At 37.1% G+C, this 17,500-nt stretch carries 17 protein-coding genes; 5 read left to right on the plus strand and 12 right to left on the minus strand.

What is annotated here, in order from left to right; translation table 11 throughout:
- Positions 1–194: 194 nt before the first annotated feature.
- The 5 genes from ACIP9C_RS08145 to typA form a co-directional block, all read right to left on the minus strand.
- The gene (locus ACIP9C_RS08145) at positions 195–989 is read right to left on the minus strand and encodes an ABC transporter permease (RefSeq protein WP_401009591.1); all 795 of its coding nucleotides are present in this window, start codon (positions 987–989) and stop codon (positions 195–197) included.
- The gene (locus ACIP9C_RS08150) at positions 982–1,749 is read right to left on the minus strand and encodes an ABC transporter ATP-binding protein (protein WP_401009592.1); all 768 of its coding nucleotides are present in this window, start codon (positions 1,747–1,749) and stop codon (positions 982–984) included. The genes ACIP9C_RS08145 and ACIP9C_RS08150 overlap by 8 nt, the downstream gene beginning before the upstream one ends.
- Positions 1,749–2,741, minus strand: coding sequence for an ABC transporter substrate-binding protein (locus ACIP9C_RS08155; protein ID WP_401009593.1), 993 nt, complete (start codon positions 2,739–2,741; stop codon positions 1,749–1,751). The genes ACIP9C_RS08150 and ACIP9C_RS08155 overlap by 1 nt, the downstream gene beginning before the upstream one ends.
- A gap of 287 nt (positions 2,742–3,028) precedes the next feature.
- A complete protein-coding gene (locus tag ACIP9C_RS08160) occupies positions 3,029–3,427 on the minus strand; it encodes a YlaH-like family protein (protein ID WP_340826042.1) in 399 nt (132 codons plus the stop codon).
- Positions 3,428–3,457: 30 nt separating this feature from the next.
- Complete coding sequence (gene typA, locus ACIP9C_RS08165; RefSeq protein ID WP_401009594.1) at positions 3,458–5,302, minus strand: translational GTPase TypA; 1,845 nt, start codon at positions 5,300–5,302, stop codon at positions 3,458–3,460.
- A gap of 141 nt (positions 5,303–5,443) precedes the next feature.
- Between typA and ACIP9C_RS08170 the strand changes: the two genes are divergently transcribed.
- Positions 5,444–5,629 (plus strand): DUF5325 family protein, encoded by a 186-nt coding sequence (locus ACIP9C_RS08170; protein WP_401009595.1) that lies wholly within the window; start codon positions 5,444–5,446, stop codon positions 5,627–5,629.
- Between the two features lie 224 nt (positions 5,630–5,853).
- Here the strand turns inward: ACIP9C_RS08170 and ACIP9C_RS08175 are convergent, their stop codons facing one another.
- Positions 5,854–7,047, minus strand: a complete 1,194-nt coding sequence (locus ACIP9C_RS08175) for an amidohydrolase (RefSeq protein WP_401009596.1) — start codon at positions 7,045–7,047, stop codon at positions 5,854–5,856.
- A gap of 13 nt (positions 7,048–7,060) precedes the next feature.
- Complete coding sequence (locus tag ACIP9C_RS08180) at positions 7,061–8,587, minus strand: AbgT family transporter (protein ID WP_401009597.1); 1,527 nt, start codon at positions 8,585–8,587, stop codon at positions 7,061–7,063.
- 148 nt (positions 8,588–8,735) lie between these two features.
- On the opposite strand from ACIP9C_RS08180, the gene ACIP9C_RS08185 reads away from it, so the two are divergent.
- Positions 8,736–10,034, plus strand: coding sequence for a hypothetical protein (locus tag ACIP9C_RS08185; RefSeq protein WP_401009598.1), 1,299 nt, complete (start codon positions 8,736–8,738; stop codon positions 10,032–10,034).
- Between the two features lie 58 nt (positions 10,035–10,092).
- Here the strand turns inward: ACIP9C_RS08185 and ACIP9C_RS08190 are convergent, their stop codons facing one another.
- Both ACIP9C_RS08190 and ACIP9C_RS08195 read right to left on the minus strand, forming a co-directional pair.
- Positions 10,093–10,890 (minus strand): inositol monophosphatase family protein, encoded by a 798-nt coding sequence (locus ACIP9C_RS08190; protein ID WP_401009599.1) that lies wholly within the window; start codon positions 10,888–10,890, stop codon positions 10,093–10,095.
- Positions 10,891–11,222: 332 nt separating this feature from the next.
- The gene (locus tag ACIP9C_RS08195) at positions 11,223–11,420 is read right to left on the minus strand and encodes a hypothetical protein (protein WP_173477904.1); all 198 of its coding nucleotides are present in this window, start codon (positions 11,418–11,420) and stop codon (positions 11,223–11,225) included.
- Between the two features lie 123 nt (positions 11,421–11,543).
- Between ACIP9C_RS08195 and ACIP9C_RS08200 the strand changes: the two genes are divergently transcribed.
- On the plus strand, positions 11,544–12,170 hold the full coding sequence (locus ACIP9C_RS08200; protein ID WP_401009600.1) for a YktB family protein: 627 nt from the start codon (positions 11,544–11,546) through the stop codon (positions 12,168–12,170).
- 543 nt (positions 12,171–12,713) lie between these two features.
- Here the strand turns inward: ACIP9C_RS08200 and ACIP9C_RS08205 are convergent.
- Positions 12,714–13,001, minus strand: a complete 288-nt coding sequence (locus tag ACIP9C_RS08205; RefSeq protein ID WP_340826054.1) for a UPF0223 family protein — start codon at positions 12,999–13,001, stop codon at positions 12,714–12,716.
- Between the two features lie 21 nt (positions 13,002–13,022).
- Positions 13,023–13,982 carry an NAD(P)H-dependent flavin oxidoreductase gene (locus ACIP9C_RS08210; protein ID WP_401009601.1) on the minus strand — a complete coding sequence of 320 codons (960 nt, stop codon included), beginning with the start codon at positions 13,980–13,982 and terminating at the stop codon, positions 13,023–13,025.
- A gap of 146 nt (positions 13,983–14,128) precedes the next feature.
- Here ACIP9C_RS08210 and ACIP9C_RS08215 point away from each other — a divergent pair, with 146 nt between their 5' ends.
- Positions 14,129–15,598, plus strand: a complete 1,470-nt coding sequence (locus ACIP9C_RS08215; protein ID WP_401009602.1) for an aminotransferase class I/II-fold pyridoxal phosphate-dependent enzyme — start codon at positions 14,129–14,131, stop codon at positions 15,596–15,598.
- Between the two features lie 310 nt (positions 15,599–15,908).
- On the opposite strand, the gene ACIP9C_RS08220 is transcribed toward ACIP9C_RS08215, so the two are convergent.
- Entirely contained in the window at positions 15,909–16,697 is a 789-nt protein-coding gene (locus ACIP9C_RS08220) for a helix-turn-helix domain-containing protein (protein ID WP_401009603.1), read from the minus strand.
- A gap of 190 nt (positions 16,698–16,887) precedes the next feature.
- On the opposite strand from ACIP9C_RS08220, the gene ACIP9C_RS08225 reads away from it, so the two are divergent.
- Positions 16,888–17,484 carry a class I SAM-dependent methyltransferase gene (locus ACIP9C_RS08225; protein WP_401009604.1) on the plus strand — a complete coding sequence of 199 codons (597 nt, stop codon included), beginning with the start codon at positions 16,888–16,890 and terminating at the stop codon, positions 17,482–17,484.
- Positions 17,485–17,500 lie beyond the last annotated feature (16 nt).

Genomic DNA, 17,500 nt, shown 5'->3' on the forward strand with positions numbered 1-17,500 from the left:
TTCTCTGTCAGTATGCTTAGTTGATTGGAGCGGAAGGCGGGCGACTCCTGCGGGAACGCACAATACGTAAGACGCAACAATCCACGCGCTAGCGACGGTTGCGGCTTACGCTGTGCCAGTGGAAAACGCACGCCTGGAGCGGAAATCAACAGCACAAAACGCAAAACCTCACTAACAGGTTTTGCGTTTTTTAATTATCCATTATTTTTAATAATCACTTTTTCAATTAATTCGACAACTTGATACATTATTGTCGCAAAGAAAGCGATAATGAGCAGTGACATAAGGACAAGATTAAAGTTAAATACTTGGAAGCCATAAATGATTAAATAGCCAAGTCCCTTTGAAGCAACTAAAAACTCACCGACAATAACCCCTACCCACGATAATCCAACATTTACTTTTAAAGTAGAAATAATTGTTGGAAAGGATGCGGGCAAAATAACCTCTTTGAAAGTTTGCCAACGAGTCGCTCCAAAAGTTTGCAATACTTTACTATAATTTGGATCAACACCTTTAAAGGCGGTGTAAACTACAATTGTTGTAATAATGATTGAAATTAGTGCACCCATTGCTATAATCGAAAAATATCCTGGGCCAAGTGCTACAATTAAAATCGGTCCTAACGCTACTTTCGGCATTGCGTTTAAAATAACTAAATATGGATCAAGTATTTTTGATAACATCGGGGACCACCATAGAACGGTTGCAATCAAAGTCCCCAATAATGTACCAGCAATAAAACCGATAATTGTTTCCATTAACGTCACACCAACGTGTAATGTTAGCGAGCCATCACTTACTTTTTCAATAAACGTATGCCATACATTTGTGGGCGAGCTAAAGATTAAACGATCAATCCATTCAAGCCTTGATAGTAACTCCCACCCTCCAAAAAAGACGATTAAAATAATAATTTGATATAATCGAACAAAGCGTTTTTCCTTTTTTAGCAATTGTTGATACTGTTTAAACAATGTGTTATCCAAGGCTCTCCAGCTCCTTCCAAATCGTTTGGAATACTTCTGAATACACTGGATGCTGCCTTACATCGAATGGGGATAGCTGTTGTAACGCAGAAGGTATTTCAAACACTTTGTGTAACGTACCAGGATTGGCTGAGAAGAGAAAAACTCGTTCACTCATCGCAATTGCCTCACCAATATCATGTGTGACAAGAATCGCGGTTTTTTGATAGGCCTTTAATGTTTCGACAACTAAGTCCTCAAGCTTTAATTTAGATTGATAATCAAGTGCTGAGAACGGCTCATCTAGCAGTAAAATTTTCGGATTAACTGCCAATGTCCTTGCTAGTGCAACGCGTTGACGCATTCCTCCTGACAATTCTCTCGGATAGTAACTTCCGACATGAGGTAAACCAACTTCTTGTAAGAGCGCATTTGCAGTTACTTTATGCGTCTTATTATCCCGCTGCATTATTTTTAAACCAATTGTGACATTATCCTCAATCGTTTTCCACGGAAATAAATAATCCTGTTGAAGCATATAGCCAATAAGCGATTGATTGTGTGGTGCGATGATTTCCCCATCAATAAATACCTTGCCCTCTGTTGCAGGAAACAACCCAGCAATAATAGACAATAAAGTCGTTTTCCCACAGCCACTTGGCCCTATAAAGGAAACAAATTCACCTTCGCGAATATCTAGGTTAATGTCACGTAAAACTTCCTTCGCCTGCGTACTGGAGTAATAACTATGGTGAATATGTTCTAGTTTTAAAAAATCCATTACTCCGCAGCCTTTTTTGCAAACTTCGTATTCACAAGGTCTTCATATTTTACTCGTTGAGGAAGTTCACCTGCTTCCTCCATTATTGTTTGTAAATTATCCCACTCTTCTTTATCCAAAATCGGATCTGTTGCGTAGGAGCCTTGTGATTTATAACGCTCTACTACTGTTTCAATTAAAGAAAGGTCTACATTTTCAAAGTAAGGTTGAATTATTTTTGCCACTTCCGCTGAACTTTTTTCCTGTACAAAATCTTGTGCTTTTTTCAGCGCATTTGTAAAGCCTTGCACTGTTTTAGCATCATCCTTTAAATAGCTACTTTTTGCCATGAAGGATGTATATGGTAAATGTCCTGATTCTGTACCAAACGACGCAACGATATAGCCCTTACCTTCTTTTTCAAATACACTTGCTGTCGGTTCAAACAGCTGTACATAATCCCCAGTCCCAGAAGCAAAGGCTGTAGCAATATTCGCAAAATCAATATTTTGAATAAGGGTCAAATCTTTCGCAGGATCAATACTATGTTTTTTTAGAACAAATTCGCCAGCCATTTGTGGCATTCCGCCTTTACGTTGCCCTAAAAATGTTGATCCTTTTAAATCTTCCCATGAAAAATTCTCCATCTTTTCACGGGCTACTAAAAATGTGCCATCTGTCTGTGTTAATTGCGCAAAATTTTGAATTGGATCATTGGCACCTTGAGCAGTGACATAAATAGAAGTCTCAGATCCAACCAAAGCAATATCAATACCATCAGATAGTAACGCTGTCATCGTTTTATCGCCACCAGCAATAGTTTGTAGCTCTACGGAAAGTCCTTCTTCTTCAAAGTACCCTTTTTCAAGTGCTACATATTGTGGCGCATAGAAAATCGAGCGCGTCACTTCTCCGACTTTTACTTTTTCTAGCTCAGCTTTATTACACGCTGCCAACGAAAGGAGCAACAAAGCAATACCACTAAATAACAAACCTTTTTTAAGCCAACGCATTCCATTTCCTCCTTGATTTAATAAATAGCCTATCGAGACTAACTTATTCACATACAAAGATTTCGGTGCCTACCATATTTCATAAAAATATTATGGAAAATAAATCCTTTTCGAATGCAATATATAATGAAGAATCCTTTCAAGCATGCATATTTGTCCAAATCGTTTTCCATCCTTTATTTGAATCTAGCAAACGACAAACGAACTATTTTATTAAAGATAGAAAAAGAAAACAGCCTTAGCAAATGAATGCTAAGACTGTTTACGGTAAAGGAGCCAAGCTACTGTCATTGATTGGCAGCTTGTTGCTCTTCTCTTTTTTCTCGCCACATACGTGTTTTGTATACAATTAAAATTAACGCCGCTACGATGAGGCCTTCAATCATAGGTAGGAATAACGCGAAAAATGTCAACATAATACATCCCAGAAATAGGAACACATAAATGACAATATTTTGAGATAGCTTTAACTTTTTTGCAAAGCCTAATTTATAGACAATTGCAGAAAGTGCAAACACTAGAAGGAACACAACATAGCCTGCAACTTCATAGCTCGGTAAATTTTCATATAAAAATCTTGTTATACCAGCCATTCTCTCATAAACCTTTGTTGTTTCCTCTGCATTTACAGGTGTAGCAACTTGAATAACATTTAGTTCACCCAATAAAGCGGACTTTATATCCAAGACTCCTCTTCCTTTCATTTCAGCGGAAAATTATTGTTCAGCGTTTTTTAATTTTTTCGCTGCTTTCTCACGTTCGTTTTTATCTAGAATTTTTTTACGAAGGCGAATAGATTCTGGTGTGATTTCTAAGTACTCATCATCACCTAAGTATTCAAGAGCTTCTTCTAGAGATAAAATACGTGGTTTTTTAATAACATTCGTTTGGTCTTTATTTGCTGAACGGATGTTTGTTTTTTGTTTCATTTTTGTAATATTAACAGTGATATCAGCGTCACGAGTATTTTCTCCAACAATCATACCTTCGTAAATATCTGTACCTGGCTCTAAGAACAGTGTACCACGGTCTTCGATTTGCATCATACCATAAGTTGTTGATTTACCAGTTTCCATTGAAACTAGTACGCCTTGGTGACGACCACCAATTTTCCCTGGTAATAATGGTTGGTAGCAATCAAACGTATGGTTGATAATACCGAAACCTTTTGTCATCGACATAAACTCAGTTGTATAACCGATTAATCCACGAGCAGGTACTAAGAACGTTAAACGAACTTGACCACTGCCGTTGTTCACCATATCAAGCATTTCACCTTTACGTGTACCAATAGATTCAATAATAGAACCAACATTTTCTTCAGGTACATCGATTTGAACGCGTTCAAATGGTTCGCATTTTACACCATCGATTTCGCGCACGATTACTTGTGGTTTTGATACTTGTAATTCGAACCCTTCACGACGCATGTTTTCAATTAGGATAGATAAGTGAAGCTCACCACGACCTGAAACTGTCCAAGCATCAGGAGAATCAGTATCTTCAACGCGTAAAGATACGTCTGTTTGTAATTGAGCACGTAAACGCTCTTCTACTTTACGAGAAGTAACCCATTTCCCTTCACGACCTGCGAATGGAGAATTGTTTACTAAGAAAGTCATTTGTAAAGTTGGCTCATCGATACGTAAAGGTGTAAGCGCTTCTTGATGTTCAACAGGGCAAACTGTTTCACCTACGTTGATATCTTCCATACCAGAAACGGCGATTAAATCACCAGCTTTTGCTGTCTCAACTTCTTCACGTTTTAAGCCGAAGAAACCAAAGATTTTTGTTACACGGAAGTTTTTCACTGTACCGTCTAATTTCATTAGAGCAACTTGTTGACCTACAGAAATTGTTCCGCGGAATACACGACCAATTCCGATACGTCCAACGAAGTCATTATAGTCAAGTAAAGCTACTTGGAATTGTAATGGGTCTTCTGAGTTATCAACTGGTGCTGGGATAGCCTCAATAATTTTTTCAAATAGACATTTCATATTTTCTTCTTGTTTAGATGGGTCAGCGTCTAACGAAGCTGTACCATTTACACCTGAAGCATAAACAACTGGGAAGTCTAATTGATCATCATCTGCACCTAACTCAATGAATAATTCAAGTACTTCATCTACTACTTCTAGTGGACGAGCAGAGTCTTTGTCCACTTTGTTAACTACAACGATTGGTGTTAAACGTTGTTCCAATGCTTTTTTTAGTACGAAACGTGTTTGTGGCATACAACCCTCATACGCATCGACAACTAGTAAAACGCCGTCTACCATTTTTAAAATACGTTCTACCTCACCACCGAAGTCAGCGTGTCCAGGCGTATCAAGGATGTTGATACGAGTTCCTTCATAGTTTACTGCTGTATTTTTAGCTAAAATCGTAATACCGCGTTCACGTTCAATATCATTAGAGTCCATTGCACGTTCTTCAACACGTTCGTTTGAACGGAATGTACCTGATTGTTTTAATAATTGGTCGACTAAAGTAGTTTTACCATGGTCAACGTGGGCGATAATTGCGATATTGCGAAGATCTTGACGTAAGTTTGTCATTATTCCACTCCATATTCTTTTTTCGAATGTTTAACTGTGATATTATAGCACAAGAAGGATGTAAATGTCCTTATTAGAATTTTTATCATTCTAAAAAAATATTTTCAATCACAAATTTATTATAAATTAGGGGGCTCGGTTATGAATCGTGGAAAAATCGTAATGGCCATTTATGCACTAGCAGCTGTACTAGCAATGTGTTCTATCGGGTATTCAGTAGCAGCAAGTAATATATTTGGTGTATTAGCAGGCATTGTAGCTACTTGTGTCATTTTCATGACAGCTTTTAAAATGAAGCGTAAACTGCGAGAACAAGGCTTACTTTAATGTTAGTATTTGCTTTCTAACAACATTTATGTGTCCAAAATGACACAATATCACAGTAGAAGCTGCCCATTATTGGACAGCTCCTGCCATGCTGTAGAAAACAAGAGTCATTGTCCATCGTGGACAATGACTCTTGTTTGTTTGTAATTCATATTGCTCAACAATTTTGTTTAACGCTTTGCTACTATCTCCCCAGCCTTCGATTAAACAAGTTATACTTTTCTTTAATGGTCTTTTGCTAGGTAATCTAATGTTGCTTGGCCTAAAACATTTGCTGCAATGCGCAATGAGCGTTCATCAATATCGAATTTTGGATGATGGTGGGGATATACTTCCTCCCACTCTGGATTTTTTGCTCCCGTAAAGAAAAATGCCCCTGGAATTTCCTCTAAATAGTATGCAAAATCCTCACCACCCATTGTTGGGTCTACAAATTCAACCGCCACAACATCTGTTACCTTTCTTGCTGATGCCATGACATGTTCTGTTTCTGTAGCATGATTAACAACTGGTGGGTAACCACGACGATACTCATATTCATAGTCCGCCTTTGTTAAATAACATGTTGCCTTTAATAGCTCCTCAATTTCACGCTCTAGTAAATCGCGCTCCTCCTCATGGAAAGTACGTACAGTTCCTTTCATGTAGACTTGATCTGCAATTACGTTAAAAGGATTTAATGCCTCAATATGACCAACCGATACTACCGCAGGACGCAATGGATTTATACGACGAGACACAAGCTGCTGTAAGTTTGTAATAAATTGCGCTGCAAGCAAGATTGAATCCTTCGTATCGCTCGGGTTTGAGCCATGACCACCCTTTCCTTTAATCTTAATGTAGATGCCATCAGCCGCAGCCATAAATGGTCCGATTGCTGACTGCACCTTTCCAAGTTCTGTTGGTGCCCATAAATGTGTACCAAAAATAACATCCACACCTTCTAAACAGCCATCAGCAATCATTGATTTCGCTCCACCTGGTGCAAGCTCCTCTGCATGTTGATGTATAAACACAATTGTTCCAGCTAAGTTGTCTTTCATTTGATTAAATGCCTTCGCTAAAATTAATAATGAAGCTGTATGTCCATCATGTCCACAAGCATGCATACGCCCTTTAATTTTTGATTGGAAAGGCAAACCTGTTTCTTCTGTAATAGCTAAAGCGTCGAAGTCTGCACGTAATGCTACTGTTTTTCCGGGCTTACCGCCTACTAACTTCGCCACAACACCATTGCCACCAACACCTTCGCGTACCTCATGTCCTAATGCGCGATGAAATGCCGCAATGGTTTTCGGTGTTTCAACTTCCTCAAAGGAAAGTTCAGGATTTTCATGAAAATGACGACGAAGCTGAATCATTTCCTCTTCATTTTGTTTTAATAAATCAACTAACTGCTCTTGCTGTAAAACTGTCATAGATTAACACTCCTTATTTTAAGTATATATAATCTCCAGGTCCAAGTGGTAAACCAAGTAAGAACCAAATGGCAAACAGTAGAATCCAACCGATTGCAAAGAACACAGAAAACGGTAGTAAAGCTGAAATGAGTGTGCCAATACCGATATTTTTATCGTAACGCTTGGCAAACGAGAGCAAAATGGCGAAATACGGTAGCATTGGTGTAATTGGATTTGTAATTGAGTCTCCTACACGATATGCCATTTGCGTTACAGCCGGGGAATAACCTAAGTATAGGAACATTGGTACGAAAATTGGCGCAAGTAGTGCCCATTTCGCAGATGCACTGGCAATTAATAAGTTAACGAATGCACAAATTAAAACAAATCCTATCATCATCGGTAAACCTGTAAAGTTTAATGCTTGTAAAAGTTCTGCACCCTTAATGGCTAATATGGCACCGATATTACTCCAGTTAAAAAAGGCAATCATTTGTGAAGCAGCAAATGCTAAGACAATAAATGGAGCCATATCAGCAATTGATTTAAAGATTTTCTCAGCAACTTCCTTATCATTTTTCACTTCTTTTGCCGCAATACCATAGGCAAGACCAGGTAAAAGGAAGAAAAATAACATAATCGGTACAATACCTGACATAAACGGTGAATTTAAAAAGCCACCTGTTTCAGGATCACGTAAAAGACCGTTCGACGGAATGACCGTAAATGCAATTACTATAATATAAACGACTGTCACAATACCTGCCCATAATAAACCACGTTTTTCTAAAGCTGTTAGTGGCTCTAACTTTTCGACCTTGCCTTCAAATAGGCCAAAGCGAGGCTCTGTAAACTTTTTCGCAACCCATGTACCAATGACGATTAGTAAAAACGTCGAAGCAATTAAGAAGTAATAGTTCATCGTTGCTCGTCCAGTATATTCTGGGTCTGCAATATGCGCTGCGGATTCAGTAATTCCTAGTAATAAAACATCTAGTGAACTAATTAAAATATTGGCACTAAAGCCCCCAGCTACTGCTGCATATGTAATAATTAAACCTGCAAGTGGATTTCGGCCAATGCTCATAAAAATCATTGCTGCAATTGGCGGTAAAATGATGAATGCTGCATCTGCTGCTAGATTACCAACTAAACCTGTGAAAATAATAAATGGCACAATTAATTTTGTAGGAGCTGACATTACAAGCTTTTTCATAACAGCGGAAATAAGTCCTGTTTGCTCCGCTAAACCAATACCAATCATTGTCACGATCACTAATCCTAAAGGAGCAAAACCTGTAAAAGTCGATACCATTTGCGTTAATATTAATATAAGACCTTCTTGACTCAGCAGATTTTTTACTTGTATAACATTTTCAGTGCCTGGTTGAACCGCTGAAATACCAAACATTGATAATATCCATGATAAAACTAGCACAATACCTGCTAACATAATAAATAGCGTGATTGGATCAGGCAATTTATTACCTGCCCTTTCAATGTTATCTAGCAGTTTATCAATCCAAGATTTCTTTAGTGTGTCTGATTTTTTTTGCATAAATCCCTCTCCTTCTATTTTTAAAATTCGACTTATGCTATTCAATCTAACACTATTTTAAGACATTGATAGCATGTGTCCTTAATACAAAGAAACCATATTTTTAGAATATTTTCAATATTTAATTTTAAATTAAGGAGATAACACTATGTACAAAATTAATGTTTTCACTGCAAAATTGTCCCTTTCATGGGTACAGCAACTCGAAAAAATTAAGCCATCTTTTTGTGAATTTCATTACCATTCCTACACAGATTTTGAACATTTATATACACTGTTAGAGCAACATTTAACAGCAGGAGACGGTGCACTTTTTAGCGGGCAAATTCCATATTTTTTTACACAAACAAATTTTCCAAACATGGCTATACCTATGCTTTATTTTGATATTTCAGAACGTGATTTTTACCGTGTCTTAACTGAGTTATTTTACGAGAACAAAATTGCTATGAATCGAATTGCCATTGATTTTTGTTATGAGGAAAACGAATACCTCGGCATTCATGAATGGTCAATAGGAAGACAGCCTTATCTTTTTAGTCAAACTATGAACGAATACGCAAGTAATGATATTGTTGATAAAGTTGCGAACTGGCATGTTCAGTTACATCGCGACAATAAAGTAGATTTAAGTTTTACACGTATTGCAGAAATGCGGGAGCGATTGGCACACCAAAATATTCCGTTTATCGCTTTTCATCCATCACTCCATGCTATGCAATTAACATTGGATCAGTTGGTGAATCAGCTACACCTTCGACAACTGGAGCAAAATAAAGTAGTCGTTGTACATATTTTAATTCCAATAGATAAATCAAATATAGATGAATTAGAGTATCGACAAATTGCTTTATACAAAGCCATTTTAGATTTTAAGCAACTGTATGCCAGCACCTTTATAGTGCATCGAGAAGCTTCCTATATCGCAATTATCACAACATATAAGCAATTTTTAATGACAACCAATGATTATACACATTGTCAACTCGTAGATTTTTTAGATGATAAATTACAATTTCCTGTAAAAATAGGATGGGGTATTGGCAACTCTCTAACCGAAAGTCAAAAATTTGCAAAAAAGGCTGCAACACTCTGTTCTTCAAAGGAAACACAGAGCTTTATTATTGAAAATGCAAAAGAAATTGGTCCGTTACTTTACGGAGCCTTATTACAGTTTGATAACGAAAAACAGCAGCGCTTGAAAAAAATAAGCGCTGACCATGATATCCCTTTATTGCAATTGCAAAAAATTGAGGCTGTTATGGAAAGATTAGCAACAACTATTGTCAACGGGGAACTGTTAAGCACACATTTAGGCATTACTGTGCGCTCTGTAAACCGCATTTTAAAACAACTCCATGAAAAGAATCTAGCAGTCGAATTGCCAAGTCTTACTTCAACCACACGTGGACGTCCGAAAAAATACTATCAACTCAATTTATATTAGCGTCAACAAAAAAACTGTTTAGGAAAAAGCTATTCCTAAACAGTTTTTTATGTAAAAGCTAAACATCATAAGGCACAATATATTTTCCTAATAATTCCTGATGAATGGCAGGGTTAGCAATAATAAATGTATCCTGATGCAGGAAATCAAAGCCTTCCCCATGTAAATTCGTTGCGATAGCTCCAACTTCCTGAGCAATGATTATTCCTCCAGCGATGTCCCAAGGAGATAGTCGCATCGACACATAAGCATCTAGTTTCCCACTGACAACAAAGGCAATTTCCATGGCAGCGGAGCCATAAGAACGCGTACCTCGCACTTTTCGAACTAATTCTATTACTTTTTCATGATGTATATGTCGATTTGGTGCAACCCAATGTGCATTAATGCCAATAACAGATTCTTCAATTTTTACAGGCTGTAACTTGCGCAATGGCGACGCATTATACCAAGCTCCTTCTCCTGCAATTGCATTGAATAAGTCTTCACGCATTACGTCATATATGTAACCAAGTTTCCCTACACCATCAATAAATATTCCAATAGAAATCATGAAGTGACGATGTTGCTTTACAAAATTCATTGTTCCATCAATCGGATCAATAATCCATACAACACCATCTAATGATTCGACTTTTTCTCCCATTCCCTCTTCGCCTAAAATTTTATGGGTAGGGTCAAAAGATTTAATTTTTTCAATGAAAAATAATTCTGTTTCTCGGTCTATATTTGTAACAAGGTCATTCGCATTCGATTTTGTCTCGATCACTAAATTATACGAAAATGCATTACGAATACGTTTAGCTGCTTCAACAATGATACTTTTCGCGTATTGATCGATTTGCTTTAAATCCATAAAAACCCACCCCTCGAATATAGAAAACATTCACGCTCGTTCACACACGCATTTTGCTAGTCCTTGGCATTCGAGCGACATAGCTACTGTACGCTACGCAATCCATACATTACCCCGTTTCTAGTCATCAAAATGGTATACCCATTAACAGAAAGCGTGAGTTATGTATTATATTACACCTTTCAGACCTTTTAATGTGCAATGACACTCACTAAAAAATGAAAACAATTAATTCTATAATGATATATTGTCTATTTTAACCTTTATAACAACAAAAATCACCTGCTGTCAGAATATTCAGCAAGTGATTTTATATGGGGGTTAATTTTTTTTTACGCATAGGCGTGCAAACTTTCCAGCTCCATCTGTATTTCGGCTAGTCGCTTTTTACTTTTTGCTATTTCACCCTCATCTTTCTCATTCATCGCTGAAAATAGTGAGGCTAATTCATAATCAATTTCTAATTGTAGGATGCGTTCATATTGCTTTTCAATGTCAACTTTACGTATAATTTTTACGACTTGTTTCATAAAAGTCACTTCCCTTTTTTATTTTTTTACAAAACCTTATACTATTCGATAAAGTTCTTGTTATAAGATTTTTTCCCATTTTTTTAATAAAATAAACCTTATAATCGAAAGGAGTTACTAAAAATGTCTACCTTAAAATGGACTAATAAAGATTTCAATGTTTTTCAAATAAACGGTTTAGAACAACGGATGGATGCTTTAGATTCCTGTGTACGACCAAAATTCAGTAAACTAGGAGAAAACTTCTCCGCCTTCTTTTCCAGCCACCTTGGGGAAGAATTTTATCCCCATGTAGCAAAACACGCCCGCAGAACGGTTAATCCACCAAATGACAGTTGGGTTGCATTCGCTCCTTATAAAAGAGGTTATAAAGCGTTGCCTCACTTTCAGATTGGTCTTTGGAGCACACATTTATTCATCGTCTTGGCTATTATTTATGAAGCACCGCAAAAAAATTTAATGGCAGAGCGTTTACTAGCCAACAAAACCTTGCTACAACAGCTTCCAGATGAATTTATTGTTTCTGGGGATCATATGTCACCTGCTGCGATTTCCTTACAAGACGCTAAAGAAGAAAAACTAGAAGAATTGCTTATACGTCTGCGCGATGTGAAAAAAGGGGAGTTTTTAGTTGGTCGTCATATCTCAAAAGAAGAAGCGATAAAAATGACTGCCAAACAATTCCAACAACTGACAGAAGAAACATTCCAAACATTACTTCCTATTTATAAAATTATTCAAGGAAAATAATTTATTGAGTCTCATCATAAAAATGTGGGATAAAAACCTTACTTGAACATTAATAGTTCTTTAATAATGAAAGATCGTGAAACCCGAATTTTATAAGGTTTACACATTTGGACGAGGTCTTAATGTAGGTCTTTTGAGGAAATGCTCAGCACATCTTGAAGATGTATTGACGATGCATAATGAGGGTATGATAATTTTTATATCATTCGTCATTTTTTCTATCACATTGGTAGTGTGGACGAGGTGTTGAACCATCGTCCGTGAACATTTTGTTACAGAAATCGATATTGCTGTAGTTTATGCAAATTAACATTAATTAACACAATATTTCACTTAATGATTTAATTATGTTTTAAATAAAAATACTATATGAAATCCGCTGCTTTCCGTAGGCACAGCCAAAGCAGACCGTTGTTTTGCACTGTTAGTTGTATTATCGTTAATAACGGTTCCTACAGAAAGCTTTGCGGGTTTTTTCCTTAACTAAAAAGGCATGCTAGGAAATACCCTAGCACACCATTTTCACTTTTGACCGTGACGATTTTAACGTCGTTGCTTTGGAACTACTTTAATTAACGTTCCATCAGCTGCTTCTTTTGCTTGTTTCACAACTGGATAGCTTACATAGCCACTAGCCTCTTCAAATTCTCGAAAAATTGTTTTTTCCTCAGCTTGTGAAGGAACAATTTCTTTAAAGCGACGATATTTTGCCATCATCACTTCTCGTTTAATGCCCTTTTCATAAGCAAGCTCGATGCCTTCAAAAAATTTAACAACATCAACAATCTCTTCAGTCGACCAATCAATTGAAAACGGATAAGAATATTCCATTTGGACATTACCACCTTTACATTACTGTCCCCATTTTACCCGGATACTTTCCGCTTCTGCAACCATTCGTGTAATGAGCTCGTCCACTGTTGGAATATCTTGAATCATTCCAGTAACTTGTCCTGCCCAACCAATGCCCGCATCCTTTTCTCCATCATAAATAAAACGCTTATTAGCACTCCCACTAATATAATCTTTCAATGCTTCATAAGTAGGTGTCTCACGCTCTATTTCTAAAATTTTCTCTGTGAAATTACTGCGTAACGCTCTTGCGGGTGCCCCAATGGAACGCTTAATAACAGTTGTATCTGCCTCTGAACTAGTGAGTAACGCCTCTTTATATGCTTGTGATGCATCTACACATTCCTTTGTCGCAATAAAGCGTGTACCCATTTCAATGCCCTCTGCACCGAGTGCATGTGCTGCCATCCAGCCTCGACCGTCACCAATACCACCAGACGCAATGACAGGAATTTTCACACTATCCACAACTTGAGGTACAAGCACCATAGTCCCTACATCGTCACGGCCAAGATGTCCACCACCTTCTTGCCCAACTACCATTACTGCATCCGCACCAAGCTCTTCCGCTTTCTGCGCTTGTCTACGAGCTGCAACAAGTACAAGTTTTTTTATATTTGTTCCTGCAAGTAAATCAAATATCGGTGCTGGATTTCCACCTGTCATTGTGACAACGGGTACATTTTCTTCAACAGCTACTCGTACCATATCCTCATAGCCTGTACCATGCATACCGATAGCAAAATTCACTCCAAATGGATGATCAGTTAATGTTCTTACTTTATGGATTTCTGCACGCAATAAGTCTGGATCTCGTAAGCTCATTGCAGTTATTTGCCCTAGACCGCCAGCATTCGACACCGCGGCCGCTAAATCTGCATAAGCTAAATAGGCTAATCCCCCTTGAATAATTGGATATTTTATTTTTAAAAGTTCGGTGATACGTGTCTCCCAATTCATCGAATCTCTCCTTTCGTACCATACTAACTTCTCGTAATCATGAAAAAATCCCTTTATTTTTTTAATTAAAGTCTATTTTTTCATGTCGTTAGGTGCTATAATTCATTTGTTTTCTTAGATATTATAAAAGTGAGGTGGTACCTGCGTTGTCACAATTAGAGACTCCATTGTTCGACGTATTACTAAAACATCGGAACAGACATCCAATTCAGTTCCATATTCCAGGCCATAAGAAAGGGCACGGTATGGATCCTGCTTTCCGAGAATTCGTCGGCGACAACGTTTTATCAATCGATTTAATTAACATTGCTCCACTAGACGACTTACATTCACCAAAAGGTGCAATCAAGGATGCACAAGCACTTGCTGCAGAAGCCTTTGGTGCTGATTATACATTCTTTTCCGTACAAGGTACTAGTGGCGCCATTATGACGATGATCCTGACCGTCGTCGGTCCAGGTGATAAAATTCTAGTACCACGGAATGTTCATAAATCCATTATGTCAGCAATTGTTTTTGCTGGTGCCATTCCTATTTTTATTCATCCTGAAGTAGATAGTGAATATGGCATTTCTCATGGTATTTCAGCGGAAGCGGTTGAGAAGGCATTAAATGCTTATCCAGATGCAAAGGCTGTTCTTGTTATTAATCCAACTTATTACGGCTTCTCTGCGGATTTAAAACGCATTGTCGAAATTGTCCATCGTCGTAATATACCAGTCATTGTCGATGAAGCTCATGGGGTTCACATTAAATTCCATGACGAGCTGCCCTACTCTGCAATGGAGGCTGGCGCAGATATGGCTGCAACAAGCGTACATAAGCTTGGGGGCTCTATGACGCAAACTTCAATTTTAAATGTACGTGAGGGGCTAGTTTCTGCCAAACGTGTACAAGCTGTCTTCTCGATGCTCACAACAACGTCAACATCCTACCCATTACTTGCATCGCTTGACACAGCACGTCGTCAGCTAGCAATTCATGGCTATGATTTAATTGGTGATGCACTGCGTTTAGCAAAAGATGCACGTAAACGCATTAACCAAATTCCACATTTAAAATGTGCAGGTAAGGAAAAGCTTCACTCATCAGCAACATATGATATGGATCCATTGAAGCTATTAATCAGTGTAAAAGACCTAGGTATTTCAGGCCATCAAGCTGAAGAATGGCTTCGTCATAACGCTAATATCGAAGTGGAATTATCAGACTTATATAACATTTTATGTTTAGTAACATTAGCAGATACAAAAAAAGAAATTAATCTTCTTATTAATGCATTAAGTCGTATGTCAAAAGCATTCGATTCAGAAGCTGCCATTACTGAAGCAGTAGTCAATGTACCTGAAATCCCAGCACTAGCAATGTCACCCCGTGATGCATTTTATGCAGATACAGAGGTAGTACCTCTTGCAGATGCGGATAATTGTATTTGCGCTGAATTCATAATGGTTTATCCTCCTGGAATTCCAATTTTTATTCCCGGGGAAATAATTACGCAAGAAAATATTCATTATATTCAAATGAATATTGAAGCTGGTTTACCAGTTCAAGGACCTGAAGATACAACATTAAAAACGATTCGTGTTATTAAAGAACGCAGAGCGATTATTTAAAACTTCAAAGCTACCTCTTCTAAATACAGTCTTAAGTGCTGTTGATTTCAGTTACGTGCTACGGCTTTCCGCTCAGCACACTGTAGGCTGCAACTCTTGCTAGCGCGCGGTTTATGCGTACTGAGTAGGAGACGCCGCCCCCACTCCAATCAACAAGATAAAAGGTATCAAGTTATAATTTTTGATACCTTTGTCAACACGCTGACCCCATGTAACTACAGAAGAGGTAGCTTTTTTATTTTTTATAGTATCCAGTTCCCATTCTTCATAAACCTAAATTATGTCTACTAAACCTGTTCAATAGTAATGATTAGAGGTTATTTAATTTTTTTCTCAATTTAGTCAGTACTGTATTATTTAAGTGTTGAATATGTTCCTTATTTTTCACCAATATTCGATAAGAATCGATTATTGATAATGTACGAATTAACATATAAACACCAACTGCAATGAAAGCAATTAACAATGGATAATAAGGCATTAAAACATATGATGCTACAATTTCTTTTTTTACTAATAAAAAGGAAATACCACCTGCTACAATCAAGCAAACCCCTACTACCATTATCACCGTATTCTTTTTCTTAACGTCTTCATACCTTATATTCAATTCTTTTAGATAATTTTGGTCAAATATTAATGCTTCTCTTTTAAGAATTGAATAACGATCTTCCTCTATAAAGCCAGCTGTAATCGATCCAATTCCAAGAACAACAATAATCGTAATGAGAATGGTATAAATTAATGGATCTTGTTTGAAAAGGAAATAAGGTATAGTGGATAGGATAAGTAGACTAAAACCTATAGCAAAATATTTGGAAATTTTACGTTGTGATAATACATAACCTTCTGCCATTTCTTTACTTACATAATAACCATTGCTATCTTCATGACTATGTTCAACAGTATCTTTTAGCAAGTAATCTATTGACACTTCGAAAACATTACCAAGCATTAAAAGTTTCTCTGTTTCAGGAAAACCTTGACCATTTTCCCACTTACTAATAGCCTGCCTAGTAGTATTTAATTTTTCAGCTAGTGCCTCTTGTGATAAACCTTTCTCTTTTCTTAATTTAAAAAGTTTTTCACTAAATGTCATATATGGACTCCCCTTTCTGTTATTAATTAAATTTTATAAAAACAATTCCTCTAATTCCATATTTCTAGGAGTGCACTTTGTCAACTTTAGGTTGCAACTGTGTTATTTGGCGCAATTTCTATGTTACAAAGCGAAAAATTAGATTAAGTATTAGACATTACTTACAATATTTAAAAAGGGAGTGAATTGAATGAATACATGGGATGAACGTTTTAAAACGGCGGAATATGTTTATGGAGAACAACCAAATGCCTTTATAGAAAACTATGTAGATTATTTAAAGGGGTATGTAAATGTAGCAGCATATGCTGAAGGCGAAGGTAGAAATGCGGCTTTTTTAGCATCTAATGGCCATGCAGTAACTGCCTTCGATTATGCTAAAAGCGGTCTTGAGAAAACAGCACAACTAGCGAAAAAGCATTGTGTTACTGTTAACACTCAACTTATTGATCTACTGCAAGATGAATTACCAATAGAAAAATTTGATGCTGCGGTCATGGTTTTTGGTCATTTTCCTGTAGAACAGCAGTATGCCGTTTTTAAACGTATAGTCCATTCTGTTAAACCTGGCGGCCGCATAATGATGGAATTATACTCCACATATCAACTACCATATGCCACAGGAGGCCCACAGAATGTAAATTTATTATATAATCCTATTTCTGTTCTTACTTGGTGTCAGCCCTATAAAATTATACATTTCTTTACAGGCGAACAAATACGAAATGAAGGTAGCTTACACACTGGTCTAGCACATACCATTCAATTTATAATTGAAAAAGATTAAACAAGCTACATTTCGA

The organism is Lysinibacillus sp. NPDC093210, from assembly GCF_044753985.1.
GTDB lineage: Bacteria > Bacillota > Bacilli > Bacillales_A > Planococcaceae > Lysinibacillus.